The sequence below is a fragment of the Stenotrophomonas sp. YJH_SMC_79 genome (assembly GCF_059367995.1).
In genome coordinates this window covers 219,900-244,506 of sequence record NZ_JCAFRK010000001.1, presented here as the reverse complement: position 1 = coordinate 244,506, position 24,607 = coordinate 219,900, and the positions used below count along the sequence as shown (strand labels likewise).

Below are 24,607 nucleotides of genomic sequence, written 5' to 3'. Positions count from 1 at the left end.
TTCGGGATCTTCTGCGGTTCAGCCGGCTTCGGCCGGGGTCACGGTTTTCAGCGCCAGCGCGTGGATCGCGCCGCCCATCAGGTCGCCCAGAGTGGCATACACCATGCGGTGGCGGGCCAGCGGCATCTTGCCGGCAAAGGCCTCGCAGACCACGGTCGCTTCGAAATGCACGCCATCGTCGCCCTGCACGTCGGCGCGGGCGCCGGGCAGGCCGGTTTCGATCAGATTGCGGATGGTGTCGGCGTCCAACGGGCTTTCCTAATAAAATGTGCGTCCATTCTACTTCCGCTGCGTGGCGTCCGCATGGCCGAATCCCTGTTGCCCCCCCGTTCCGTCGACCCTGCCGGCCTGGTTGCCAGCGGCCGCCGCGTGTTCGAGATCGAGCGGCAGGCGCTGGATGCCGTGGCCGACCGCCTCGGCGAAGCCTTCCAGCAGGCCTGCCAGGCGATCCTGGCCAGCCGTGGCCGGGTGGTCGCCACCGGCATGGGCAAGTCCGGGCATATCGCCCGCAAGATCGCTGCCACCCTGGCCTCTACCGGCACGCCGGCGTTCTACGTGCACCCCGGCGAAGCCGGCCACGGCGACCTGGGCATGATCACCGAGGACGACGTGGTGCTGGCCCTGTCCTATTCGGGCGAATCGGACGAGGTGCTGATGCTGCTACCGGTGCTCAAGCGCCAGGGCAACGTACTGATTTCCATGACCGGCCGCCCGCAGTCCAGCCTGGCCACCGCCGCCGACATCCACCTGGACGTGAGCGTGCCGGCCGAGGCCTGCCCGCTGGCGCTGGCGCCCACCTCCAGCACCACCGCCTCGCTGGCCATGGGCGATGCACTGGCCGTGGCCCTGCTCGACGCACGTGGCTTCACCGCTGATGACTTCGCCCGTTCACACCCGGCCGGCAGCCTTGGCCGCCGCCTGCTGCTGCACATCACCGACGTCATGCACACCGGCGACGACCTGCCCAGCGTGAGCACCGACGCCAGCCTCAGCGAAGCGCTGATGGAGATGAGCCGCAAGCGGCTGGGCATGACCGCCGTGGTCGACGCCGACGGCGTGCTGATCGGGCTGTTCACCGACGGCGACCTGCGCCGTGCGCTGGACAGCGCGTTGGACGTGCGCACGGCGAAGATCGCCGACGTGATGACCCGCAACCCGCGCACCATCGGCGCCGACCAGCTGGCGGTCGAGGCCGCCCGGCTGATGGAGACCCACAAGATCACCGGCCTGATCGTGGTCGATGGCCAGGGCCGTGCGGTCGGTGCCCTGAACATTCATGACCTGTTGCGGGCCCGGGTGGTTTAACCGACAGTCCATAGACCCCATTCAGTCTGTAACGCCGTACCCGCCCACAACGAGCCTGCCGCCCTGATGCCCTGGTCCCCTCTGCCCGCCTTCCCCGCCCACCTGCATGCCGCCGCGGCCCAGATCCGCCTGGCGTGCTTCGACGTGGACGGCACCCTCACCGATGGTCGGCTGTACTACGACAAGGACGGCAACGAGAGCAAGGCGTACTTCGTGCAGGACGGCCTGGGCCTGAAACTGCTGCAGCAGCACGGCATCCACCCCGTGCTGATCACCGCGCGCAACAGCCAGTCCGCGCTCAAGCGCGGCGCCGACCTCGGCATCGACACCCAGATCGCCGTGGGCGACAAGCTGGCCAGCGTGCAGGCGCTGTGTGCGCAGCACGGCATCGGCCTGGAACAGGTGGCGTTCATGGGCGATGACCTGCCCGACCTGGCGCCGTTGGGTGCGGTCGGCCTGGCGGTGGCCCCGGCCAATGCCCATCCGTGGATCGCCGAACGCGTGCACTGGCAGACCCGCGCCGAGGGCGGCCGTGGCGCCGCGCGCGAGCTGTGCGACATCCTGCTGGCCGCTCAGGGCCGCGTGGATGCGGTGCTGGCGAGGTTCGGCGCATGAACGTGCCCACCTTGAACTGGCGCACCCTGCTCGGCATCGGCCTGCTGCTGGCCGCCCTGCTGAGCAGCTGGGCGGCGCTGCGCAACCGCGACAAGGGGCCAGCCACGGGTGGCCAGGAAATCGGCGTGGATTACATCCTGCATGACTTCCAGATCGTCGCCCTGGATGAGCACGGCAAGGAATCGACCACCCTGCGCGCACCGTTGCTGGAGCGCCAGCGCGGCGACCAGACCATCAACATCGCCACCCCGCTGTTCGAGATGCCGGACAAGGATGGCAAGCACTGGACGCTGCGTGCAGAGACCGGCTGGCTCAGCGCCAAGGGCGACGAGATGAAGCTGCGCGGCAATGTCGCCGGCGACAGCCCGGCGGGCCCGGGCGTGGTGCCGACCACCTTCCGCACCGACCATCTGGACGTGTTCCCGAAGGACAACCGCGCCCGCACCGACGCCCTGGTAACCATGACCCGCCCGGGCATGGAACAGTCCGGCGTCGGCTTCGAAGTGGATTCGAAGAACAACACGTATCATTTCCTCAGCCAGTCCAAGGGCCGCTACACGCCCAAACGCTGATTCCGCCGCCAGCCTGCGACGTCTCCGGACAGGCGCAGGGCCGGCAGCCCCACCCGCCCGCCCCCGGTCCACCCGGGAGGCCCCCACCGGTAGAACGGACCCCGATGAAGATTCCCTTTGCCGCCGTACTCGCGCTTGGTCTTCTTGTCCCCAGCGCCGCCTTCGCCAAGTCCACCGACCGCAACGAAGACATGCACATCGATTCCGGCGCCCAGTCGGGCACGCTCACCGGCGACGGCAAGACCGTGCTGTCGCAGGGCGTGGTCATCACCCAGGGCACGCTGGACCTGCGCTCGTCCGAGGCCGAGATCTACCTCAAGGACGGCGAAGCCGTGCGCGCGGTGTTCACCGGCAAGCAGGCCAAGATGAAACAGCAGCTTGATGACGGTACCTGGATGGACGCGCTGGCTGATCGCATCGACTACGACATCAAGACCGAGATCATCACCCTGACCGGCAACTACAAGGTCACCAGCGCGCGCGGCACCAATGCCGGCCAGCGCATGGTCTACAACACCCGCACCGGCGAGATGAACTCCGGTGGTGACGGCAGCCGCGTGCGCACCGTCATCCCGCCGAAGAACAAGACCCCGGCCGCACCGGCGGCACAGCCCAAGGCCGCCACGCCGGCACAGCCGGCCGGGAGCAAGAAGTAATGCTCGTCGCCAAGGGCCTGCGCAAGAAGTACAAGCAGCGCGAAGTGGTCAAGGACTTCGGGCTGACCCTCGATGCGGGCGAAGTGGTCGGCCTGCTCGGCCCCAACGGCGCCGGCAAGACCACCTGTTTCTACATGATCGTCGGCCTGGTCGCCGCCGATGCCGGCAGCATCGTGCTCGACGGCAAGGACATCACCGGCGACCCGATGTACACCCGCGCCAAGCAGGGTGTGGGCTACCTGCCGCAGGAACCCTCGGTGTTCCGCAAGCTGACCGTGGCCGACAACATCCGCCTGGTGCTGGAACTGCGCGAGGACCTGGACTCGGCCGGCCGCGAGCGCGAATTGAACGGCCTGCTGGACGAACTGCAGCTGGGCCATGTTGCCGACCAGCTCGGCGCCAGCCTGTCCGGTGGCGAACGCCGCCGCTGCGAGATCGCCCGCGCACTGGCCGCGCAGCCGCGCCTGATCCTGCTAGACGAACCCTTCGCCGGTGTCGACCCGATTTCGGTGGGCGAGATCCAGCGCATCGTCACCCATCTCAAGCAACGTGGCATCGGCGTGTTGATCACCGACCACAATGTGCGCGAGACCTTGGGTATCTGCGACCGCGCGTATATCCTCGCCGAGGGCAGCGTGCTGGCCCAGGGTTCGCCGGAGGCGATCCTGGACAACGCCGACGTGCGCCGGGTCTACCTTGGGGATTCCTTCAAGCTGTGACTGCGGTCGCCGGGTCCCTTTCCTTCCTTTCGGCACAGGCATGAAGACTCGGTTGCAGACATCGTTGGGACAGCAACTGGTGCTCACGCCCCAGTTGCAGCAGGCGATCAAGCTGCTGCAGATGTCGACCACCGAGCTGGAGCTGGAGATCGCCCAGGCAGTGGAGAGCAACCCGCTGCTGGACTGGGCCGACAGCAACGACAGCAGCGCCGCCAATGAAGGCAGCGATGTCAACGACAACGAAGCGCCTGCAGAACGCAGCGATGAAGGCGACGACTGGGCGCCGGCCGAACTGGACTGGACGGCGACCGGCAGCGGTGGCAGCTTCGATGATGACGACGATACCGGCAGCGCTGCCGAGCGCGTGGCCGAAACCGAAACGCTCGCCGACCATCTGCTGTGGCAGCTGCACCTGTCGCATCTTTCTGCCAGCGATCGCAGCATCGGCGCGGCACTGATCGATGCACTGGACGACGACGGTTACCTGCGCGAGCCGCTGGCCACCATCGCCGAAACCCTGTTGCCGGCGATCCACGCCGACGAGGACGAGATCCTTGCCGTGCTGCATCGCATCCAGCGTTTCGATCCGGTGGGTGTGGCTGCACGCACGCTTGGCGAATGCCTGCAGCTGCAGCTGGACGTGCTGGCCGATGAAACGCCGGGCCTGCTGCTGGCGCGACAGATTGCCGCAGGACCACTGGAGCGGTTGCCGCGCAGCGGCGTTGCCGGGCTTGCACACGAGTTGAAGCAGCCGCTGGACGAGGTCGAGACTGCCGTGGCGCTGCTGCGCTCGCTGGACCCGCGCCCGGGCACGCAGATCGCGCCGCTGTCGCAGGACACCTACGTGGTGCCGGACGTAGTGGTGTGGCGGCAGAACGGCGTGTGGCGCGCGGCGCTGGCCGGGCACGCCGGACCAAAGGTGGTGATCCATCGTGGCTATGAACAGCTGATCCGCCGCTGCGGCGACGCCGACGCCGGCTACCTGCGCGCCCAGCTGCAGGAAGCACGCTGGCTGCTGAAGGGCCTGCAGCAGCGTGGCGAGACCCTGCTGCGCGTCGTGCGCAGCCTGATCCTGCAGCAGGCCGGCTTCCTCGAATTCGGCGAGCAGGCGCTGCGTCCACTGACCCTGCGCGAGATCGCCGCCGAGCTCGGCCTGCACGAATCCACGGTCTCGCGCGCGATTGCCCGCAAGCACGTTCGTACCCCGCGCGGCACCCTGCCGCTGCGCGCCTTCTTCGCCTCGGGCATTGATACCGAGGGCGGTGGCGAAGCATCCAGCACCGCCATCCAGGCGATGATCCGCCGCCTGATCGACGACGAGAACCCGCGCAAGCCGCTTTCTGACGCCAAGCTGGCTGACCTGCTCAAATCGTCGGGAATTCCAGTAGCGCGACGCACCGTGGCGAAGTATCGTGAAGCCATGAACATTTCCGCCTCGCACGAAAGGGTCAGAATCGCTTGACGCGCCGCCGCGCCCGGCGGAGAGGTTCATTGGCACATCCGAACACAGGAGAAACCCGATGCGCATCGAAACGTTTGGCAAAGATGTCGAAGTCACCCCGGCCCTGCAGTCCTATGTGGAGGAGAAGCTGGCCCGGATCGGCAAACACTTCGACCAGCACTGCGAAGCGCGGGTGACCCTCAAGCTGCAGAAGACCGAGCACCACGTCGACGCCAGCCTCAACATCCCTGGGCAGACCCTGCACGCCGAGGCCGGCGGCCAGACCATGTACGCCGCGATCGACCTGCTTGCGGACAAGCTTGACCGCCTGGTGATCAAGCACAAGGAGAAAAAACAGCAGCACGCACCGCTGCCGGTGGGCGACAATGGTGGCTGATCGCCACCGTTCCCCGCAGACATGCCCCTGACTGACCTCCTGGCGGCCGTGCAGACCCAGCTCTGCACGGCCACCGACCGTGACAGCGTCCTGCAGGCCGCCGCCGGGTTGCTGGCCTGCCGCCAGGCCAACGCCGAACAGATCTATCTGAACCTGTGCCAGCGCGAAGCGCTGGGCAGCACCGCGATCGGCCACGGTATCGCCATTCCCCACGGCCGCGCGCCGACCCTGGACCGCCCCCGTGGCGCCCTGCTGCGCCTGGCCACCCCGGTCGACTTCGGTGGCGACGAGCCGGTGGACCTGGTATTCGCGATGGCCGTTCCCGCCCACTACACCCACCAGCACCTGATGCTGCTGTCCGAGCTGGCCGAATTGTTCTCGGCAGCGGATGTCCGCCAGGCCCTGCGCCAGGCAGGCGATGCCCGGGCCCTGCGCGAGGCGCTGGACATGACCCCACCTGCGAGTGCCGCATGAATACCAGCATCACCGCCCGTGAACTGTTCGAACAGCAGCGCGAGCGGCTGGGGCTGCGCTGGGCCGCGGGCCAGTCGGGTGAAAAGCGCGAGCTCGAGGCCGGCAATACGGTCTCGCGGCGCCCCTCGCTGGCCGGCTACCTCAATGCGATCTACCCCAACAAGGTGCAGATCCTGGGCACCGAGGAACTGTCCTGGCTGGACGCACTTGAACCGCGCCAGCGCTGGGAAACGATCGAAAAAATCATGCAGTCGCACCCGCTGGCACTGGTGCTGACCCGCAACCAGGCGTGCCCGGAAGACCTGCGCGCCGCCGCCGATGAATCCGGCACCCCGTTGTGGCTGTCGCCCAAGCGCGGCCACGAGCTGCTCAACCACCTCTCCTACCACCTGGCGCGGACGCTGGCGCCGCGGGTGATCCTGCATGGCGTGTTCATGGAGATCTACTCCATCGGCGTGCTGATCACCGGCGAAGCGGGATCCGGCAAGAGCGAACTGGCGCTGGAACTGCTCAGCCGTGGCCATCGCCTGGTGGCCGACGATGCCCCCGAATTCACCCAGATCGCACCCGATGTACTCGACGGCACCTGCCCGGAGCTGCTGCAGGACCTGCTGGAAGTGCGCGGCCTGGGCGTGTTGAACGTGCGCGAGATGTTCGGCGACACGGCTGTAAAGAAGAACAAGTACCTTCGGCTGATCGTTCACCTGACCAAGCCGATGACCGAACCCACCCCGCATGGCTACGAGCGCCTCACCGGCGATTCGGGTACCCGCCATGTGCTGGATCTGGACGTGCCGCTGATCACCCTGCCGGTAATGCCCGGCCGCAACCTGGCCGTGCTGACCGAGGCGGCCACCCGCCTGCATATCCTGCGGACCAAGGGCATCGACCCGGCGGCGATGTTCATCGCCCGCCACAGCAACCTGCTGGAACGGCGAACGCCCTGACCCCCTGCCCTACGAAGAGCCTGTCCATGAGCACCGTCACCCCCTCCGCCCCGACCCTGATCATCGTCAGCGGCCTGTCCGGCTCGGGTAAATCCGTCGCCCTGAAGACCTTCGAGGACCAGGACTACTACTGCTCGGACAACCTGCCGATCAACCTGCTGCCGGACTTCGTGCGCAGCCTGCTGGCCAATCGCGGCGGCAGTGCACCGCGCCGGCTGGCCGTAGGCATCGACGTGCGTGGGCAGGCCGACCTGAGCCAGCTGGGCGACTGGCGGCAGCTGGCCGCCGACGCCGGCGTGGACGTGAAGGTGCTGTTCTTCGAAGCCAGCGACGAGACGCTGCTCAAGCGCTACGCCGACACCCGCCGCCGCCATCCGTTGAGCCAGCTGGGGCTGTCCCTGCCCGAAGCCATCGCCCGCGAACGCGAGTTGACCGCACCGCTGCGCCGCGAGGCCGATGCGGTGATCGATACCAGCAACCTCAACGTGCACCAGCTGCGGCGCCGGATCATCACCGAGTTCACGATGGACCATGCCACCGGCCTGTCGCTGCTGTTCGAATCGTTCGCCTACAAGCGCGGCGTGCCGGCCGAAGCGGACTTCGTGTTCGATGCGCGGGCGCTGCCCAATCCACACTGGGACCCGGAACTGCGTGCGCTGAGCGGTCGCGAACCCGGCGTGCGCGACTACCTGGAAGCGCAGCCGGATGTGCAGCGCTATCTGGCCCAGTTGACGGACTTTCTCGATACCTGGCTGCCGAAGCTGGGGGATGGCACCCGCAGCTATGTGACCGTGGCGTTCGGCTGCACCGGCGGCAAGCACCGCTCGGTGTTCCTGGCCGAGCGCATGGCACGCCACGCCCGCGAGATGGGCTGGGAAGACGTGGCAACGTACCACCGCGAACAGGATTGAGGGCGGCCGGGCTGCGCCCGGCACCCGCAGAGGCAACGTCAACAGCCAAGGCAACGGCAACAGCCGCATTCCGTGGGATGGCGGGGCGGTGTGGGTATGCAGGACACGCCGTGAACCCATCCATGGGGGCTCGTAGGCGCCATCCATGGCGCCTGCGGTCCTGCATACCCACACCGCCCCGCCTCTGACAGATTCCGTGTGCTGTTGGTAGGTGTCGACCTTGGTCGACACGGTAGATCCACGCCATGCGTGGATGGGAGCAAAGGGGATGGGGTCAGAGCCCTTTTCCCGTGGAAAAGGGATCCGACCCCGGCAACGCTGAATACGGGACACAGTGCCCCTCTCCTGCTGCTATCGCCGATTCACCTTGACCTGTTAACGTGCAGTAATGACCTGTGGCATTCTCCTCGTAACACATCCTGGGGTCGGGACCGCCCTGCTTGACGTGGCGACCCGGCTCCTGCGGCAATTGCCGCTGAAAACCGAAGCTTTCGAAGTACCGTTCGACGCAGACCTGGACGCCCTGCTCCCGCTCGCCTCGGCCGCTCTGCGGCGGGTCGACAGTGGTGAAGGCGTATTGATCCTGACCGACCTGTACGGCGCCAGCCCCGCCAACCTTGCCGGGCAGCTGGCCCGGCTGGGGACCCCGGTTCGCCGGGTGTCGGCGCTGAGCCTGCCGATGTTGCTGCGGGTGATGAATTATCCGGAACAGGGACTGGATCAACTGCCCGCCACAGCCGCGGCGGGCACCCGTAATGGAGCGATAGTCGACGATGCTTGAACGAGAACTCACCGTGAGCAACCGCCTGGGCCTGCACGCCCGGGCCACCGCCAAGCTGGTGCAGACCCTGGCGCCGTTCCGCTGCAACGTGACCATGGCCGCCAAGGGCCGTGAGATCAACGCCAAGAGCATCATGGGCGTGATGCTGCTGGCCGCCGGCCAGGGCACCCCGGTCACGGTGCGCATCAACGGCGAGGACGAAGCCGCCGCGATGGAGGCGGTGGTCGGCCTGTTCGAACGCCGTTTCGACGAGGACAGCTGAGCGTGCCACGCGCACGCGCCGGCCAGCCCCCTTCCGGCCAACGGCCGGTACTGCTGCTGGCCGGCCATGGTGCCGCCCGCGGCACGGCAATGGGGCGCGCCCGCGTGCGCCTGCCGCATGCATTGGAAGTGGCCGAGCAGCGCGTTGCCGCCAACCAGGTCGAGGCCGAACTGGCCCGCCTGCACCGTGCGCTGGATGCCGCACGCACGGAGATGCACGAGCTGCGCCAGCGCCTGCATGGAGCGCTGAACCAGGAAGTGGGTGAGTTCCTCGACCTGCATGCGCTGCTGCTGGACGATCCCGAGCTGCTGTATGGCCTGGACGAACTGATCCGCAGCGGACCGTACAGCGCCGGCTATGCATTGCGCCTGCAGCGCGACCGCCTGGCCAAAGTCTTCGACGGCATGGACGATGCCTATCTGAAGAGCCGCATGGACGACCTCGACCATGTGATCGGCCGCATCCATGCCTTCCTGCAGCCCGAGCGCCCGCCGGCGGTGAAAGGCCTGGCCGGGGAAATCCTGGTCTGCGACAACATCGCCCCGTCCGAGCTGGCACAGCTGCAGGCACAGGGCGTGGTCGGCATCGTCACCGCCGCCGGCAGCGCGCTCTCGCACAGCGCGATCCTGGCGCGCAGCCTGCACCTGCCCCTGATCGTCAACGTGCCGCAGCTGCTCAGCCGCATCGCCGATGGCGACGTGCTGATCATCGATGGTGCCGACGGCAGCATCACCGCCAATCCGCAGGCCGACAATCTGCGCGACTACCGCGCACGACTGAAGGAACATGCGCGCGAACAGCGCGAGCTTGGCCGCCTGCGCAGCAAGCCCAGCCGCACCCGCGACCAGGTCGACATCGCCCTGCTGGCCAATGCCGAATCGCTGGAGGACGTGACCCAGGCGCATGCGCTGGGCGCCCACGGCCTGGGCCTGTACCGCACCGAATTCCTGTTCCTGCAGCGCAACGAGCTGCCGGACGAAGAAGAACAGTTCCAGACCTACCGCGATGCCGCACTGGGCATGAGCGGGCGACCGGTGACCATCCGCACCCTCGACCTGGGTGCGGACAAGGCCGACCGCACCGGCCTGACCCTGAGCAACGAAGAGAACCCGGCGCTCGGCCTGCGCGGCGTACGCCTGTCGCTGGCACGGCCGAAGGTAGCCGACACCCAGCTGCGCGCGATCCTGCGCGCCTCGGCCTACGGCAAGCTGCGGGTGCTGGTGCCGATGGTCAGCACCCGCGAGGAGCTGCTGACAGTGCGCCGGCGCATGCTCAAGCTGACCGAACAGCTGCGCGGCGAAGGCCACATGGTGTCCGACCACGTGCCGCTGGGCGCGATGATCGAAGTGCCGGCGGCCGCGCTGGCGCTGGAGAGCTTCATCGATCTGGTCGACTTCCTGTCGATCGGCACCAACGATCTGGTGCAGTACCTGCTGGCGGCCGACCGCAACAATGAAGCGCTGGGCGAGCTGTATTCGCCACTGCACCCGGCGGTGCTGCGGCTGCTGCAGATGGTGATCGAGACCAGCGCGCGCCACCGCATCCCGGTGGCGGTCTGTGGCGAGATGGCCGGCGATGCGCGGATGACCCCGCTGCTGCTGGCACTGGGCCTGACCGAATTCAGCCTGCACCCGGGCACGCTGCTGGAAGTACGCCGCGCGATCCGCGAGGCCGACCTGGCGACGTTGCGTGCACGCGCACCCAAGCTGCTGGCCGCGCGCGACCGCCGCGCGATCGAACGCTGGCTGGCACTGGTGGCCGATACGCCCTGACACCACCCGCTCGCCGGGCATGCACGCCTGGGGTCGGATCCCTTTTCCGCTGGAAAAGGATCTGACCCCGTCTCGTTGCCGCCGGGGTATCCGGTGAAACATCCCCTTGCGATAATGACGCGCTGAACACCCCTGTTGCCGCATCCTTGCCGGGATCGCGGCTTTTCTTATCCCCGCGGGAGCTGCGATGGCTGAAGCTGTACGCCACGACAAGACTGCACGCCAACTGCGGATGCTGTCCGATGCACTGGACAGCGGCCGGCTGGGCCCGGTGCGGCGCCTGGTCAACACCCTGGCCCCGGCCGAGATCGGCAACCTGCTCGAATCGCTGCCGCCGGGCAAGCGCGAGGTGGTGTGGGGCCTGGTCGATCCGGAAGATGATGGCGAGGTGCTGGTCCACGTCGGCGACGACGTGCGCGAAAGCCTGCTCGCGGACATGGACCCGGACGAGATCATCGCCGCGGTCGAAGACCTGGACATCGACGATCTGGCCGACCTGGTCGAAGACCTGCCGGACACGGTCATCGACGAAGTCCTCAAGTCGATGGACCGCGAGAACCGCGAGCGCCTGGAACAGGTGCTGTCCTATCCCGAGGACAGTGCCGGCCGCCTGATGAACCCGGACGTGGTGACCGTGCGCGCCGACGTCAATGTCGACGTCGTGCTGCGCTACCTGCGCCTGCGCGGTGAACTGCCCGACCACACCGACCACCTGTTCGTGGTCAGCCGCCGCCATCAGTACCTCGGCCGGGTGTCGCTGGCGGCACTGGTGACCCACGAGGACACCACGCCGATCAACCGCCTGATCGACGACGAGCAGCCAGCCATCGACGTCGGCGAGAGCGACCAGGAAGTCGCCCGCCAGTTCTCCGACCATGACTGGATCTCCGCGCCAGTAGTGGACGACAACAACATCCTGATCGGCCGCATCACCATCGATGACGTGGTCGACATCATCCGCGGCCAGGCCGAGCACCAGGCGCTGGGCGCCGCCGGTCTGGACGAGGACGAGGATCTGTTCAGCCCGGTCTGGCGCGCGATGCGCCGTCGCCTGATGTGGCTGTCGGTGAACCTGTGCACGGCCTTCCTGGCCTCCAGCGTGGTCGGTCATTTCGAAGGCACCATCGACAAACTGGTGGCACTGGCGGTGCTGATGCCGATCGTCGCCGGCCTCGGCGGCAACGCCGGTACCCAGGTGCTGGCACTGATGGTGCGCGGCCTGGCGCTGGGCCAGGTGGGCGCCTCCAATGCCCGCACCCTGCTGTGGAAGGAAGTACGGGTCGCGCTGCTGAACGGCGTGATGCTGGGTTCGGTGCTGGGCCTGATCGTGCTGGCCTGGTTCCACTCGCCCGGGTTGTCCGCAGTGATTGCCATCGCACTGACCTGCAACCTCCTGTTCGCTGCATTGGCGGGCGTGCTGGTGCCGTTGACGCTGAAACGCTTCGGCTTCGACCCGGCGCTGGCCAGCGGCATCTTCCTGACCGCCGTGACCGACTCGATGGGCTTCTTCACCTTCCTCGGCCTGGCCACCCTGGTGCTGCTGCACTGAACCCTGCAGGGTCGGATCCCCGCCACGCCGGGCTCTGCCCCGATCCCAACTGGAACACCCATGGCAACGACGATCGAAAACTACTTCCAGCCCGGCTGGCGCGACCAGCAGCACACCTGCCCGGCCTGCGAATGGAAGGGCAGCTCGCGCGCCATGGAAATGGAACTGGACGAGGACGCCACCGAGTACGACTGCCCGGTCTGCGAAAACCCGCTGCTGGTGGTGCTGCACCCGGACATGGCGCAGGTGCAGGCCGCCGCTGCCGAAGGCAATGCCGAAGCACGGGAGCAGTTGGAGATCATCGCCAGCTTTCCTCGGCCGGAGTGACGCGGTGCATGATGCTGCGTTGACCCGCCGCGCACTACGATGCAGGTGACCCTACTGCCTCGGGAAGTCCCATGGTCCGTTCGATGTCGCGCTGGCTGCCGCTGCTGGCCGTACTGATGATGTCCGGTTGTGCCTCGTTGCCGGACAGTGCGCGCGGGCATTTCGAGGGCCGCGCGGTGAAGGTGGATGGCGAGACCGCCTACTACCAGGTCTTCATTCCTGCCGGCGTCCGGGCCTCCGCCCCGGGCAGCGCAGCCACGCAGGACGGACCCCCGGTCATCCTGTTCCTGCATGGCTCGGGCGAGCGCGGCGCCGATGGCGTCAAGCAGACCTACTCGGGACTGGGCCCCTATCTGCGCGAGCATCCCGACTTCCCGGCCCTGGTGGTGTTTCCACAGGCACCGCGCCATTCCGAATGGAGCGGGCGCAACAACCGCATGGCCCTGGCCGCACTGGACGCGATCGTCGCAGAGTTCGGCGCCGACCCGGCACGGCAGTACCTGACCGGCATGTCGATGGGCGGTTACGGCAGCTGGAACATCGGCCTGGACGACCCGCATCGTTTTGCCGCGATCGTGCCGGTATGCGGTGCCGTATTCGCACCGCGCGCGAAGCGACCGACCCTGTTCGTCGAGCAGGTCGCGCAGGAGTCAGATCCGTATGCGGTGATCGCCCAACGCCTGCGGCAGACGCCGATCTGGATCTTCCACGGCGCACTCGATGATGTGGTGCCGCCGGACGACGACCGCCGGCTGCACAGCGCCTTCCAGAGCGCCACCGCGCGCGACGTGCGCTATACCGAGTACCCGGAAGGCAACCACAATGCCTGGGACGCCACCTACGCCGACCCGGCGATGTGGGCCTGGCTGTTCGCGCAGAAGCGCTGAACCGCAGCTTCTGGTAGCTGCCAACCTTGGTTGGCATTGACTGCTCTGGTAGTTGCCAACCTTGGTTGGCATTGACTGCTTTGGTAGTTGCCAACCTTGGTTGGCACTGGCCTACCTGAAACCAAGCCTTTCCCCGATGTTCACTGAAAGCAGGCCCGCCCATGCTTGCTCCATGCAGAACACCTGTCTCCTGCTCGGCCGTCACTCCAGCATCGGCCTCAGCTATATCCTCACCACCGTCGTCCATGACCGCGCGCCGCTCTTCACCAACGCCGCAGCGGCCGCCTTGGCAGTCCGCGAATTCCAGCGACTGGATCAGGAAGGCTTCACCCGCTCGATTGCCTACGTGGTCATGCCCGACCACATCCACTGGCTAGTCGAACTACGTGCGGGAACGCTGGAAACCGTCATGAAGCGTTTCAAGTCGCGCACAGCCCAGCAGGCAAACCGATTGCTGGGGCGAGTCGGGCGCTTCTGGCAGGCCTGCTATCACGATCATGCGATCCGCTCTGACGAATCGTTGCACCGGCATGCGATGTACCTGATGGGAAATCCGATCAGGGCCGGGCTGACGACGCGGCTTGGGCAATATCCCCATGCATGGTGCGAATGGGAGCTTGGGGCGTCATGTGATCTGCCCGATGACATTAGCACCGGTGGATAGTGCCAACCAAGGTTGGCATCTACCAAAACAGTGCGCGCACGAACCGGGCGGTGAGTGTGTCAACCAAGGTTGACACCTACCCCACCAGGGCAGGTCAGCCCAGCAGGGTTTCCAGCACGGCCATGCGCACGGCGACGCCGTTGGCGACCTGGCGCAGTACCCACGACTGCGGGCCGTCGGCCACGTCGTCGGTGACTTCCACGCCGCGGTTGATCGGGCCCGGGTGCAGCACCGCTGCATCCTTGCCGGCGCGGGCCAGACGATCATTGGTCAGGCCGTACTGTGCGTGGTACTGCTCCAGCGACGGCACCAGACCTTCTTCCATGCGCTCGCGCTGCAGGCGCAGCATCATCAGCGCGTCGACGCCTTCCAGCATCGCATCGAAGTCATCGCCGACCACGCAGCCCTTCAGGGTCTCGTCGTCCGGCAGCAGCGACTGCGGGCCGCACACGCGGATCTCGCCCACGCCCAGCGTACGCAGCGCGTGCAGGTCGGTGCGAGCCACGCGCGAGTGCTTCACGTCGCCGACGATCACCACCTTCAGCTTCGAGAAATCCGGGCCCTTGGCCTGGCGCAGGGTCAGCATGTCCAGCAGGCCCTGGGTCGGGTGCGAACTGCGGCCGTCACCGGCATTGACCAGCGCGGTGCCCTCGCCCGCGGCGTCGGCCAGTGCGGCCACGGCGCCGTCATCGGGGTGGCGTACCACGAAGCCGCGCACGCCCATTGCTTCCAGGTTGCGCAGGGTGTCGCAGGCGGTTTCGCCCTTGCGCGTGGACGAGGTCGAGGCATCGAAGTTCAGCACGTCGGCGCCCAGGCGCTGCGCGGCCAGCTGGAACGAGCTGCGGGTGCGCGTGGACGGTTCGAAGAACAGCGTGCACACCGCCGAACCGGCCAGCACGTGGCGCTTGTTGCCAACGCGGCCGACCGCGGCATCGCGGATCTGTCCCGCCCGGTCAAGCAGCTGCAGCAGGGTCTCACGCGGCAGGCCCTCCAGGGTCAGCAGGTGGCGCAGGCGTCCGGAGGCATCGATTTGCTGGGCAGTCATGGCGGGAGTCAGCAGTCAGGGAATGGGGGTGGCGTCGTCCGGCGACGACAGCCAGCGGTCGATGATCACCGCCGCGGCCACGGCATCGAGGGCGGCCGCATCACGGCGGCGCTTGCGCCCTTCGGCGCGCTCGACAGCGAAGCGGCGGGCGGCCTCGACCGAGCTGGAACGCTCGTCGATCATCACCACTGGCAGCTTGAAACGTTCCCGCAGCTGGCGGGCAAAGCCCTGCGCGCGCTTGCGGTTGGGCTGGTCCTGGCCGTCCAGGGTCAGCGGGTCGCCCACCACCAGGCCGTCGGGCTTCCATTCCTTGAGCAGGCGTTCGATCGCGGTCCAGTCCGGGCCGTTGCCGTGCACATCGACCACGGCCACCGCGCGCGCATGCGCGGCGAAGGCACTGCCGATGGCCACGCCGATCCGGCGCGAGCCGACATCGAAACCCAGGACCGTGCCGTCACGGCGGATGGCCGGGGCAGCAGGGTCCGGCGCGGGCGTGACGGGCTCAGACATGGCCGCTGTAGTCGGTCAGCCGGAACAGGTCGACGCCGATGCGCGAGGCCGCACCCTGCCAGCGCTGCTCCAGCGGCAGCTGGAACACCAGTTCGGCATCGGCCGGCACGGTCAGCCAGCTGTTCTCGGACAGCTCGCTTTCCAGCTGCCCTGCGCCCCAACCGGCACAGCCGAGGGTGACCACGGCATTGGCCGGGCCTTCGCCGCGCGCCATCGCTTCAAGAATGTCGCGCGAAGTGGTCAGGTACAGGCCGTCGCCCACGGTCAGGCTGGAATCCCACGCCCGCGCGTCGTCATGGATGACGAAGCCGCGCTCGGGATGCACCGGGCCACCGTTGAGCACCATGCGCGCCTGCAGGTCGCCATCACCGGTGGTGATGTCCATCTGCGCGAGCACTTCTCCCAGCGTGTATTCGGACGGCTGGTTGACCAGCACGCCCATCGCCCCGTTCTCGTCGTGCTGGCAGATCAGCGCGACGCTGCGGGCGAAGGTCGCGTCGAGCAGCGACGGCAGCGCGACGAGCAGGTGATCGGCAAGGGAGGTCGGCGTTACAGGCATGGGCCCATTCTACCTGCTGGGCGCGGGATGGTCGCGCGATGGCGCCGAACGGCGATGGGCTAGGATGGCGCTTTGCCATGGAAGGTCATCGATGCAGTCTTCATCGCCCCTGACCCTGCCGGCACGCAGCGCCATCGTCCTGATTGCCCTGCTGCAGGGTCTGATGCTGTATGCCGCGCAGGAACTGTCCGATGCGTGGCCGTTCCGCGATATCGGCTGGCGCTACTGCTGGTACGCCTGGGTGCTGGCCATTCCCAGCGCGGTGGCGTTGAGCCTGGTCGAGCTGGGCCAGCGCCGCCTGTGGCTGCAGGCCGTGCTCGGCTCGGCGGTGGTGCTGGCGCTGGCCGCCTGGATCGGCTGGAACCTCACTGGCGAGACCGCGCTGGAGTCGAGCGCGCTGCAGTTTCCACTGACCCTGGGCATGGCCGTGGCGGTGTTCGTAGCGCTGCCCTGGTGGCAGTTCCAGCTGCACCACGGGCACTGGCGCGCCAGCTACCCCGAGCTGTTCGAGCGCGCCTGGCAGAACGGCCTGACCCTGGCGCTGGCAACGCTGTTCACCGGATTGACCTGGCTGCTGCTGTGGCTGTGGGCGGCGCTGTTCCAGCTGCTGGACGTGAACGTCTTCCGCGATCTGTTCCGCCAGGATGCATTCATCGCGCTGGCCACCGGCAGCCTGGCCGGCTTCGGCGTGCTGATCGGGCGCACCCAGCACCGCGCGATCCAGATCACCCGCCAGGTGCTGTTCGCGATCTGCCGCGGGCTGCTGCCGCTGCTCTCTTTCATCGCCGTATTGTTCGTGCTGAGCCTGCCGCTTACCGGGCTGGAGCCGCTGTGGAAAACCCGTTCGGCCGCCAGCCTGCTGGTGGTGGTGTCACTGCTGCTGGTGACGTTCACCAATGCGGTCTACCAGCAGGGGGATGACAGTGCACCCTACCCTCTCGTGCTGCGCAGGCTGGTCGAGGCCAGCCTGCTGACGCTGCCGGTGTACGCCGCGCTGGCGCTGTATGCACTGGGCCTGCGCGTGACGCAGTACGGCTGGACCATCGACCGGTTCTGGGCGGTACTCGTCGCGTTGGCCGTGGCCGGCTATGCCGTGGGCTACGCGCTGGCGGTGCTGCGCCGGCAGCGCCGCTGGTTGCAGATGCTGGAGCCGGTCAACCGCTGGATGTGCTGGGCGGTACTGGCACTGGCATTGCTGGGCAACTCGCCGCTGCTGGACCCGATGCGGCTGACCCTGTCCAGCCAGCTGGCGCGGCTGCGCGCGGACCCGCCAGCGATCACCAGCAGCGACGTCAACGTGCTGCGCTTCGATCTTGGACGCCGTGGTGTGCAGGCGCTGCGCGAGCTGCAGCGTGATCCAGCCATCACCGCCGATGCCAATGCGCCGCAGGTGATCGCTGCAGCGTTGGCACGTACCTCACGCTGGGACGACGGCCATCGCCTCGACAAGGGGCCGCAGGACGTCACCGCCCTGCAGCGCGCGCTGAAGCTGGCCAAGGGATCCAGCTCGCCGCCGGACGATTGGTGGCAGGCACTGGCCACGCGCGCGATCAATGGCGAATCCTGCGCCCAGAGCGAGCGCGACTGCCTGATCGTGCATCGCGACCTGGACGGCGATGGCACCGGCGAAGTGCTGCTGTGCGAGCTGTACACCCACCGTGGGCCGGACTGCGTGCTGTACGCACGTGGCAGTGATACCCACTGGCGCCGGGCAGGTTCGCTGTTCGGCACCGCGAGCGGGCAGGCCGAAGCGATCAACCAGGCACTGCGTGATGGCGAGCTCACTCTCGAACCGCCACGCTGGCCGATGCTGTCCATCGGCGGGCGCCCTGCGTTGGCCATCGATCCCGAACCCGAATCCAACGAGTCTTTCCCATGAGCGGTTACTGCCTCATCGCCCCGGGCCATCCGGTGCACGACTACTACCACGCCAACGAGTACGGCTTCCCGCAGCGGGACGAGCGCGAACTGTTCGAGCGGCTGGTGCTGGAAATCAACCAGGCCGGCCTGAGCTGGGAAACGATCCTGAAGAAGCGCGAGGGCTTCCGCACGGCCTATGACGGCTTCGATGTGGACCGGGTGGCAGCGTATGCCGAGCAGGACATCGAGCGGCTGCTTTCGGACGCCGGCATCATCCGCAACCGGCTGAAGGTGCTGGCGGCGATCCACAACGCACAGGTGATCCAGCAGCTGCGGGCCAGCCACGGCAGCTTCGCGGCGTGGCTGGACGCGCACCATCCGCGCAGCAAGGCCGACTGGGTGAAGCTGTTCAGGAAGACGTTCCGCTTCACCGGCGGCGAGATCACCGGCGAATTCCTGATGAGCCTGGGCTACCTGCCCGGTGCGCACGCCGAGGACTGCCCGGTGCATGCGCGGCTGCTGACGCTGTCGCCGCCGTGGCTGCAGGCCTCCCGGTAGTGCCGGCCGCTGGCCGGCAGCCTCGGAATGCCGCAGGTGCTGCCGGCCAGCGGCCGGCACTACCGTCGAATCGTCACACGCCCATGTAACGGCCCGGGCGGTGGTTGAACATCAGCACCAGGCTGAGCACCACCGCGCCGATGGCCGAGTACAGCACCTTCGACGGCGACAACACGAAGAACGCGGCCACCATCAGGCAGGCGTCGTAGGACATCTGCACCTTGCCCGCGCTCCAGCCGCGGGTGCGCTGCAGGTACACCGCCAGGATGCCGATGCCGCCAAGGCTGGCGCGGTGGCGGATGAAGAACAGGATGCCCAGGCCGGACAACGCACCGCCCACGATCGCCGAATACAGCGGGTGGATGTGCGAGAAGTCGATCCAGCGCGGCAGCAGGTCGGTCAGCACGCCACAGGCGGTGACCGCGGCGAAGGTCTTCAGGGTGAATTCCCAGCCCATGCGCCGCAGCGCCACCCAGTAGAACGGCAGGTTGACCAGCACGAACACCACGCCGAAGTTCCAGTCCAGCGCGTAATGCAGCAGGAAGGCCATGCCGGCCATGCCGCCGATCATCAGCCCGCTCTTGGCGAAGATCGCCAGGCCCAGCGAGGCCACCATCGTGGCCAGCACCATGCCCTGCACATCCTCGGCGATCGAGTGGCGCAGCGCTTTTTCGTCGGCGGTGGTACCAGCGCTGTCCGGCGGCGGGGTCAGCGGACCAGCGGTGACCAGGTGGCCGTCAGCGTCGTCGCACGGCGCGGGGCCATGGGAGGGAAGGGACATACGGGTGGGGAACAGCAGGTGGGGAGCGCTATTAGACACGATCCGCATGACAGTTGCAGATGAAATCGTTCAGCTGAATGCGCCCCACCCTGCTTGCCCCCTTGCCGATCAGCCCTTGCCGGCCAGATGGTGCGCCACCAGTGCGTTGGCATGGCCATGGCCCAGGCCGTGCTCACTCTTCAGGAAGCTGACCAGTTCCATGTGCTTGAGCCCCTTCTTCTTCGACAGCAGGCCGAACCAGTGCGCCACCGGCTGCCCGTAGGTCTTCTCGATGGAGGGGAAATACGAGGCCGGGCCTTTCGGCTTGGTGTCAGTGCTCATGTGCAGCTCCCGTTGAAGTCATTCATTCGACGAACCACAGACGCAGAAATCGACATACCCACACGTCCGACCCAGTGCCGACCAACGGTCGACACCCACCAAAGCAGAATGCCGTTCCAACAGCTCGCGGGAAACTGTCGAAGGCGGGGTGGGTCCGGTTGAGGGGGCGTGAGCCGCATGGATGCGGCGACCGAGCCTACATGGACGTATTTACGGCGTTCCCCTCAACCGGCCCCACCCCGCCATCCCACGGGATGCACGCATTTGACGTTGACGTTGCCTTGGCTTGAAGCAGGTGCCGGGCGCAGCCCGGCCGTATCATCCCGTCATGCCCCGCGAAAACCTCAACGACCTGCAGGCCTTCGTCCACGTTGCCCGCGAGGGCAGCTTCACCAAGGCCGCCGCCCAGCTGGGCGTCTCCCAGTCCGCGCTCAGCCATGCCATGCGCGGCCTGGAACAGCGCCTGGGCGTGCGCCTGCTGACCCGCACCACCCGCAGCGTATCCACCACCGAAGCCGGTGCCCGCCTGCTCGATACCCTGGGCCCGCGCCTGGCCGAGATCGAGGAGGGGCTGGCCGCGCTGGCCGAATACCGTGAACGCCCGGCCGGCACCATCCGCATCAATGCCACCGGCCACGCCGCCGAGTACATCGCGTGGCCACGGCTGGCGCCGCTGCTGCAGCAGTATCCGGATTTGAAGGTGGAACTGGCGGCCGACTACGGGCTGGCCGACATCGTGGCCGAACGCTACGACATCGGCATCCGCCTCGGCGAGCGGCTGGCCCGTGACATGATCGCGGTGCCGATCAGCCCGCCGCTGCGCATGCGCGTGGTCGGCGCACCCAGCTACTTCCGCCAGCATGTGGTGCCACGGCATCCGGACGAACTGGCCGAACACAACTGCGTGACCCTGCGCCTGCCCACGCATGGCGGGCTGATGCCGTGGGATTTCGGCCAGGACGGCAACGAACTCAGTGTGCGCGTGTCCGGCCAGTGGACCTTCAACACCATGGGCATGACCCGCGCCGCTGCGCTGGCCGGCAGCGGACTGGCCTGGCTGCCGGAAGACCAGGTGCAGCCGATGCTGGACGACGGCCGCCTGCAGTCGGTGCTGGACGACTGGTGCCCGCACTTCGATGGCTACTACGCGTACTACCCGTCGCGCCGCCACGTCACCGTGGCGATGCGCACGGTGCTTGATGCGCTGCGCGGGCCGATGGGGTGAGGGTCAAGGAGTGCGGACCAACGGTCCGCACCCGCCTGATGGTCAGCCCTTGGCCTGGGCCGCACGCTGGGCGTTGTAGCGCTCACCAACAATCGATACTTCGTCCAGCGCCTGCGCGATGCGCTGCAGTTCCTCCGGCGCCAGCTGCAGGTCGATCGCGCCCAGGTTTTCTTCCAGGCGGTGGACCTTGGTGGTGCCCGGGATCGGCACGATCCACGGCGCCTGCGCCAGCAGCCAGGCCAATGCCACCTGCGCCGGGGTCGCACCCCGCGCCGCGGCGATCGTGCTGATGCGATCCACCAGCGCCTGGTTGGCACGACGCGCTTCCACTTCGAAACGCGGCACGGTGTTGCGGAAGTCGTTGGCGTCGAAGGTGGTGTCGGCGTTGATCGCACCGGTCAGGAAACCGCGGCCGAGCGGGCTGAACGGCACGAAGCCGATGCCCAGTTCCTGCAGCGTCGGCAGCAGTTCGCGTTCCGGCTCGCGCCACCACAGCGAGTACTCGCTCTGCACGGCAGCCACCGGCTGCACCGCGTGCGCGCGGCGCACGGTGGCGGCACTGGCCTCGGACAGGCCGAAGTGGCCGACCTTGCCCTCGGCGATCAGATCGCGCACGGTGCCGGCCACGTCCTCGATCGGCACGTTCGGATCGACACGGTGCTGGTAGAACAGGTCGATGTGGTCGGTACGCAGGCGCTTGAGACTGGCTTCGGCCACCGCACGGATGTTCTCCGGGCGGCTGTCCAAACCGGTGTCGACACGCGCATCCTTGAAACCGAACTTGGTGGCGATCACCAGCGTGTCGCGGTACGGCGCCAACGCCTCGCCAAGCAGATCTTCATTGGTGTACGGGCCGTACACCTCGGCGGTGTCGAAGAAGGTCACGCCGCGTTCAACGGCGGCCTGCAGCAGGGCGATGCCCTGGCTGCGCTCGACCGGCTGGCCATAGCCATGGCTCAGGCCCATGCAGCCCAGGCCCAGGGCGGAAACCTTCAGGCCACTGCGGCCGAGTTCACGTGTCTGCATCGTCGTGCTCCAGAGGGGGAGCGCTGACGATACGCCCGCTTGGGCGATGGATTGAACCGACGGGATGGCAGTCGGTCATGACTGGAATTCATCAATCCAGTCACGACCGTTGCCGGCCGGGTCACCGGATCTCCGAGATCTCCACGCCATCCAGCCCCTGCGACAGGGTGCGGGCGTCGCCGCCCTGGCTGAGCTTGATGCGCAGGCGTACCTCGTTCTGCGAATCGGCGTAGCGCAGCGCGTCCTCGTAGCTGATCTCGCCGGCCTGGTACAGCTCGAACAGGCTCTGGTCGAAGGTCTTCATGCCCAGCTGGACCGAGTCCTTCATCACTTCCTTCAGCTTGTGGATCTCGCCGTCGCGGATGTAGTCCTGAACCAGCGGCGTGCCGAGCAGGATCTCCATGGCAACCTTGCGCGAACGGCCATCGGGAGACGGCACCAGCTGCTGCGCGACCACGCCCTTGAGGTTCAGCGACAGGTCCATCAGCAGCTGGTTGCGGCGGTCTTCCGGGAAGAAGTTGACGATGCGGTCCATCGCCTGGTTGGCGTTGTTGGCATGCAGGGTGCACAGCACCAGGTGGCCGGTCTCGGCGAAGGCGATGGCGTGGTCCATGCCTTCGCGGGTACGCACCTCGCCGATCATGATCACGTCCGGCGCCTGGCGCAGGGTGTTCTTCAACGCGGCTTCCCAGCTGTCGGTATCGATGCCGACTTCACGCTGGGTGATGATGCAGCCTTCGTGCTTGTGCACGAACTCGATCGGGTCTTCGATGGTGATGATGTGGCCGGTCGAATTCTGGTTGCGGTAGCCGATCATCGCCGCCAGCGAGGTCGATTTACCGGTACCGGTGGCACCGACGAACAGGATGATGCCGCGCTTGGTCATCGCCAGCGTCTTGATGATCGGCGGCAGGCTCAGTTCTTCCACGGTCGGAATGCGCGTCTCGATGCGACGCAGCACCATGCCGACCTGGTTGCGCTGGTAGAAGCAGCTGACACGGAAGCGGCCGACACCGGACAGGCCGATGGCGAAGTTGCATTCATGGGTCTTCTCGAACTCCTCGCGCTGCGCCGGGGTCATCACGTTGAGGACCAGGTCGCGGCTTTGCTGCGGCGTCAGCGGGGTCTGCGTGATCGGCGAGATCTTGCCGTTGACCTTCATCGCCGGCGGCATGCCCGCGGTGATGAACAGGTCCGAGGCGCGCTGGTGCGCCATCAGCTTGAGGAACGAAGTGAAATCGATGGTGGTCGCGGTGGTGTTCACGGCGGGCTCCCAATGGGGCATGTACCAGGAAACGGTCGGTGGAGGAAACGGCGCGGGAACGGCGGCGCACTGGCACACGCCGCCCCGTTGCGGCCCCGCCTTACTCGAACAGGCGCTTGTCCTTGGCGTACTCGCGGGCCTGGTTGCGGGTGATCAGGCTGCGCTTGACCAGGTCCTGCAGGTGCTGGTCCAGGGTCATCATGCCGTACTGTTGGCCGGTCTGGATGGCCGAGTACATCTGCGCCACCTTGTCCTCGCGGATCAGGTTGCGGATGGCAGGGGTGCCGACCATGATTTCCCACGCTGCGGTACGACCGCCGCCAACCTTCTTCAGCAGCGCCTGCGAGATCACCGCACGCAGCGATTCGGACAGCATCGAGCGCACCATCGGCTTTTCGCCGGCCGGGAATACGTCGATGATGCGGTCGATGGTCTTGGCCGCCGAACTGGTGTGCAGGGTGCCGAACACCAGATGGCCGGTCTCCGCGGCGGTCAGCGCCAGGCGGATGGTTTCCAGATCGCGAAGTTCGCCGACCAGGATGATGTCCGGGTCCTCACGCAGTGCCGAGCGCAGCGCTTCATTGAAGCCATGCGTGTCACGGTGCACTTCGCGCTGGTTGATCAGGCACTTCTGCGAGGTGTGCACGAATTCGATCGGATCCTCGACGGTGAGGATGTGGCCGTACTCGTTCTTGTTGATGTAGTCGATCATCGCCGCCAGCGTGGTCGACTTGCCCGAGCCGGTCGGGCCGGTCACCAGGATCAGGCCCTGCGGCTGCTGGATCACCTCGCGGAACAGCGGCGGGCAGGCCAGGTCCTCGAGGGTGAGCACCTCGGACGGAATGGTACGGAACACCGCACCGGCACCGCGGTTCTGGTTGAACGCGTTCACTCGGAAGCGCGCCAGCGATGGAATCTCGAAGGAGAAGTCCACTTCGAGGAATTCCTCGTAATCGCGGCGCTGCTTGTCGGACATGATGTCGTACACCAGCGCATGGACCTGCTTGTGGTCCAGGGCTGGGATGTTGATCCGGCGAACGTCGCCGTCCACGCGGATCATCGGCGGCAGGCCTGCGGACAGGTGCAGGTCGGACGCTTTGTTCTTTACGGAAAACGCCAACAGTTCGGCGATATCCATGAGCGGCTACTCCCCAATAACGGCTTCGACTGGAAGGATCT

Annotated in this window: 29 protein-coding genes; 20 read left to right on the top strand and 9 right to left on the bottom strand. The window is 67.1% G+C overall.

The genetic code is table 11. The features are described 5' to 3' along the window. Positions 1 to 18: 18 nt before the first annotated feature. The gene (locus tag AC5P57_RS01250) at positions 19 to 249 is read right to left on the bottom strand and encodes a BolA family protein (RefSeq protein ID WP_005408396.1); all 231 of its coding nucleotides are present in this window, start codon (positions 247 to 249) and stop codon (positions 19 to 21) included. Between the two features lie 54 nt (positions 250 to 303). Here AC5P57_RS01250 and AC5P57_RS01245 point away from each other — a divergent pair, with 54 nt between their 5' ends. The 17 genes from AC5P57_RS01245 (at position 304) to AC5P57_RS01165 (ending at position 14,279) form a co-directional block, all read left to right on the top strand. Then, positions 304 to 1,305 carry a KpsF/GutQ family sugar-phosphate isomerase gene (locus AC5P57_RS01245; protein ID WP_262236058.1) on the top strand — a complete coding sequence of 334 codons (1,002 nt, stop codon included), beginning with the start codon at positions 304 to 306 and terminating at the stop codon, positions 1,303 to 1,305. Between the two features lie 66 nt (positions 1,306 to 1,371). Then, positions 1,372 to 1,920, top strand: a complete 549-nt coding sequence (locus AC5P57_RS01240; protein ID WP_099603840.1) for a KdsC family phosphatase — start codon at positions 1,372 to 1,374, stop codon at positions 1,918 to 1,920. Then, positions 1,917 to 2,492, top strand: coding sequence for an LPS export ABC transporter periplasmic protein LptC (lptC, locus tag AC5P57_RS01235; RefSeq protein WP_099555262.1), 576 nt, complete (start codon positions 1,917 to 1,919; stop codon positions 2,490 to 2,492). The genes AC5P57_RS01240 and lptC overlap by 4 nt, the downstream gene beginning before the upstream one ends. A gap of 104 nt (positions 2,493 to 2,596) precedes the next feature. Further along, entirely contained in the window at positions 2,597 to 3,148 is a 552-nt protein-coding gene (gene lptA / locus AC5P57_RS01230) for a lipopolysaccharide transport periplasmic protein LptA (RefSeq protein ID WP_099553984.1), read from the top strand. After that, the gene (lptB, locus tag AC5P57_RS01225; protein WP_005408391.1) at positions 3,148 to 3,867 is read left to right on the top strand and encodes an LPS export ABC transporter ATP-binding protein; all 720 of its coding nucleotides are present in this window, start codon (positions 3,148 to 3,150) and stop codon (positions 3,865 to 3,867) included. The genes lptA and lptB overlap by 1 nt, the downstream gene beginning before the upstream one ends. A gap of 40 nt (positions 3,868 to 3,907) precedes the next feature. Further along, a complete protein-coding gene (locus AC5P57_RS01220; RefSeq protein ID WP_099553982.1) occupies positions 3,908 to 5,329 on the top strand; it encodes an RNA polymerase factor sigma-54 in 1,422 nt (473 codons plus the stop codon). Positions 5,330 to 5,387: 58 nt separating this feature from the next. Then, a complete protein-coding gene (gene hpf, locus AC5P57_RS01215) occupies positions 5,388 to 5,705 on the top strand; it encodes a ribosome hibernation-promoting factor, HPF/YfiA family (protein WP_005415556.1) in 318 nt (105 codons plus the stop codon). Positions 5,706 to 5,726: 21 nt separating this feature from the next. Beyond that, the gene (locus tag AC5P57_RS01210; protein WP_099553980.1) at positions 5,727 to 6,179 is read left to right on the top strand and encodes a PTS sugar transporter subunit IIA; all 453 of its coding nucleotides are present in this window, start codon (positions 5,727 to 5,729) and stop codon (positions 6,177 to 6,179) included. Beyond that, complete coding sequence (gene hprK / locus AC5P57_RS01205) at positions 6,176 to 7,126, top strand: HPr(Ser) kinase/phosphatase (RefSeq protein ID WP_099553978.1); 951 nt, start codon at positions 6,176 to 6,178, stop codon at positions 7,124 to 7,126. The genes AC5P57_RS01210 and hprK overlap by 4 nt, the downstream gene beginning before the upstream one ends. A gap of 26 nt (positions 7,127 to 7,152) precedes the next feature. Continuing rightward, positions 7,153 to 8,037: an RNase adapter RapZ gene (gene rapZ / locus AC5P57_RS01200; protein ID WP_164145902.1), complete on the top strand. Its 885-nt coding sequence runs from the start codon at positions 7,153 to 7,155 to the stop codon at positions 8,035 to 8,037. A 388-nt stretch (positions 8,038 to 8,425) separates the two neighbouring features. Continuing rightward, positions 8,426 to 8,818, top strand: coding sequence for a PTS sugar transporter subunit IIA (locus tag AC5P57_RS01195; protein ID WP_014036239.1), 393 nt, complete (start codon positions 8,426 to 8,428; stop codon positions 8,816 to 8,818). Further along, positions 8,811 to 9,080, top strand: coding sequence for an HPr family phosphocarrier protein (locus AC5P57_RS01190; RefSeq protein ID WP_005408385.1), 270 nt, complete (start codon positions 8,811 to 8,813; stop codon positions 9,078 to 9,080). The genes AC5P57_RS01195 and AC5P57_RS01190 overlap by 8 nt, the downstream gene beginning before the upstream one ends. Positions 9,081 to 9,082: 2 nt before the next feature. Then, complete coding sequence (gene ptsP, locus AC5P57_RS01185; RefSeq protein WP_495219415.1) at positions 9,083 to 10,852, top strand: phosphoenolpyruvate--protein phosphotransferase; 1,770 nt, start codon at positions 9,083 to 9,085, stop codon at positions 10,850 to 10,852. Between the two features lie 187 nt (positions 10,853 to 11,039). Next, positions 11,040 to 12,401: a magnesium transporter gene (gene mgtE / locus AC5P57_RS01180; protein ID WP_005408383.1), complete on the top strand. Its 1,362-nt coding sequence runs from the start codon at positions 11,040 to 11,042 to the stop codon at positions 12,399 to 12,401. Between the two features lie 60 nt (positions 12,402 to 12,461). Further along, positions 12,462 to 12,728, top strand: coding sequence for a hypothetical protein (locus AC5P57_RS01175; RefSeq protein ID WP_099553974.1), 267 nt, complete (start codon positions 12,462 to 12,464; stop codon positions 12,726 to 12,728). Positions 12,729 to 12,799: 71 nt separating this feature from the next. Further along, on the top strand, positions 12,800 to 13,615 hold the full coding sequence (locus AC5P57_RS01170; protein ID WP_262236056.1) for a carboxylesterase family protein: 816 nt from the start codon (positions 12,800 to 12,802) through the stop codon (positions 13,613 to 13,615). Between the two features lie 172 nt (positions 13,616 to 13,787). Beyond that, on the top strand, positions 13,788 to 14,279 hold the full coding sequence (locus AC5P57_RS01165; RefSeq protein ID WP_262236278.1) for an REP-associated tyrosine transposase: 492 nt from the start codon (positions 13,788 to 13,790) through the stop codon (positions 14,277 to 14,279). A 94-nt stretch (positions 14,280 to 14,373) separates the two neighbouring features. Here the strand turns inward: AC5P57_RS01165 and AC5P57_RS01160 are convergent, their stop codons facing one another. From AC5P57_RS01160 to AC5P57_RS01150, 3 genes are read right to left on the bottom strand one after another with little or no spacing between them, the layout of a single operon-like run. Beyond that, positions 14,374 to 15,324, bottom strand: coding sequence for an aspartate carbamoyltransferase catalytic subunit (locus AC5P57_RS01160; RefSeq protein WP_495219414.1), 951 nt, complete (start codon positions 15,322 to 15,324; stop codon positions 14,374 to 14,376). Positions 15,325 to 15,339: 15 nt separating this feature from the next. Continuing rightward, positions 15,340 to 15,834 carry a Holliday junction resolvase RuvX gene (ruvX, locus tag AC5P57_RS01155; RefSeq protein WP_099553967.1) on the bottom strand — a complete coding sequence of 165 codons (495 nt, stop codon included), beginning with the start codon at positions 15,832 to 15,834 and terminating at the stop codon, positions 15,340 to 15,342. Further along, positions 15,827 to 16,393, bottom strand: a complete 567-nt coding sequence (locus AC5P57_RS01150) for a YqgE/AlgH family protein (RefSeq protein WP_005408377.1) — start codon at positions 16,391 to 16,393, stop codon at positions 15,827 to 15,829. Before AC5P57_RS01150 ends, ruvX begins: the two co-directional genes overlap by 8 nt. Before the next feature lie 91 nt (positions 16,394 to 16,484). Between AC5P57_RS01150 and AC5P57_RS01145 the strand changes: the two genes are divergently transcribed. Next, entirely contained in the window at positions 16,485 to 18,272 is a 1,788-nt protein-coding gene (locus AC5P57_RS01145) for a DUF4153 domain-containing protein (protein ID WP_262236053.1), read from the top strand. Next, positions 18,269 to 18,811, top strand: coding sequence for a DNA-3-methyladenine glycosylase I (locus tag AC5P57_RS01140; protein ID WP_099553963.1), 543 nt, complete (start codon positions 18,269 to 18,271; stop codon positions 18,809 to 18,811). Before AC5P57_RS01145 ends, AC5P57_RS01140 begins: the two co-directional genes overlap by 4 nt. Positions 18,812 to 18,884: 73 nt before the next feature. Here AC5P57_RS01140 and AC5P57_RS01135 read toward each other — a convergent pair whose 3' ends face one another. Both AC5P57_RS01135 and AC5P57_RS01130 read right to left on the bottom strand, forming a co-directional pair. Then, positions 18,885 to 19,592: a YitT family protein gene (locus AC5P57_RS01135; RefSeq protein WP_099553961.1), complete on the bottom strand. Its 708-nt coding sequence runs from the start codon at positions 19,590 to 19,592 to the stop codon at positions 18,885 to 18,887. A gap of 108 nt (positions 19,593 to 19,700) precedes the next feature. Next, a complete protein-coding gene (locus tag AC5P57_RS01130) occupies positions 19,701 to 19,913 on the bottom strand; it encodes a DUF4287 domain-containing protein (protein WP_099553959.1) in 213 nt (70 codons plus the stop codon). 328 nt (positions 19,914 to 20,241) lie between these two features. Between AC5P57_RS01130 and AC5P57_RS01125 the strand changes: the two genes are divergently transcribed. Further along, positions 20,242 to 21,138, top strand: a complete 897-nt coding sequence (locus tag AC5P57_RS01125; RefSeq protein ID WP_262236051.1) for a LysR family transcriptional regulator — start codon at positions 20,242 to 20,244, stop codon at positions 21,136 to 21,138. A gap of 42 nt (positions 21,139 to 21,180) precedes the next feature. On the opposite strand, the gene AC5P57_RS01120 is transcribed toward AC5P57_RS01125, so the two are convergent. The 3 genes from AC5P57_RS01120 to AC5P57_RS01110 form a co-directional block, all read right to left on the bottom strand. Then, the gene (locus AC5P57_RS01120) at positions 21,181 to 22,164 is read right to left on the bottom strand and encodes an aldo/keto reductase (protein WP_142807415.1); all 984 of its coding nucleotides are present in this window, start codon (positions 22,162 to 22,164) and stop codon (positions 21,181 to 21,183) included. A 121-nt stretch (positions 22,165 to 22,285) separates the two neighbouring features. Beyond that, positions 22,286 to 23,449: a PilT/PilU family type 4a pilus ATPase gene (locus tag AC5P57_RS01115; protein ID WP_049400675.1), complete on the bottom strand. Its 1,164-nt coding sequence runs from the start codon at positions 23,447 to 23,449 to the stop codon at positions 22,286 to 22,288. A gap of 79 nt (positions 23,450 to 23,528) precedes the next feature. Continuing rightward, the gene (locus AC5P57_RS01110) at positions 23,529 to 24,566 is read right to left on the bottom strand and encodes a type IV pilus twitching motility protein PilT (RefSeq protein ID WP_004147099.1); all 1,038 of its coding nucleotides are present in this window, start codon (positions 24,564 to 24,566) and stop codon (positions 23,529 to 23,531) included. Between the last annotated feature and the right edge of the window lie 41 nt (positions 24,567 to 24,607).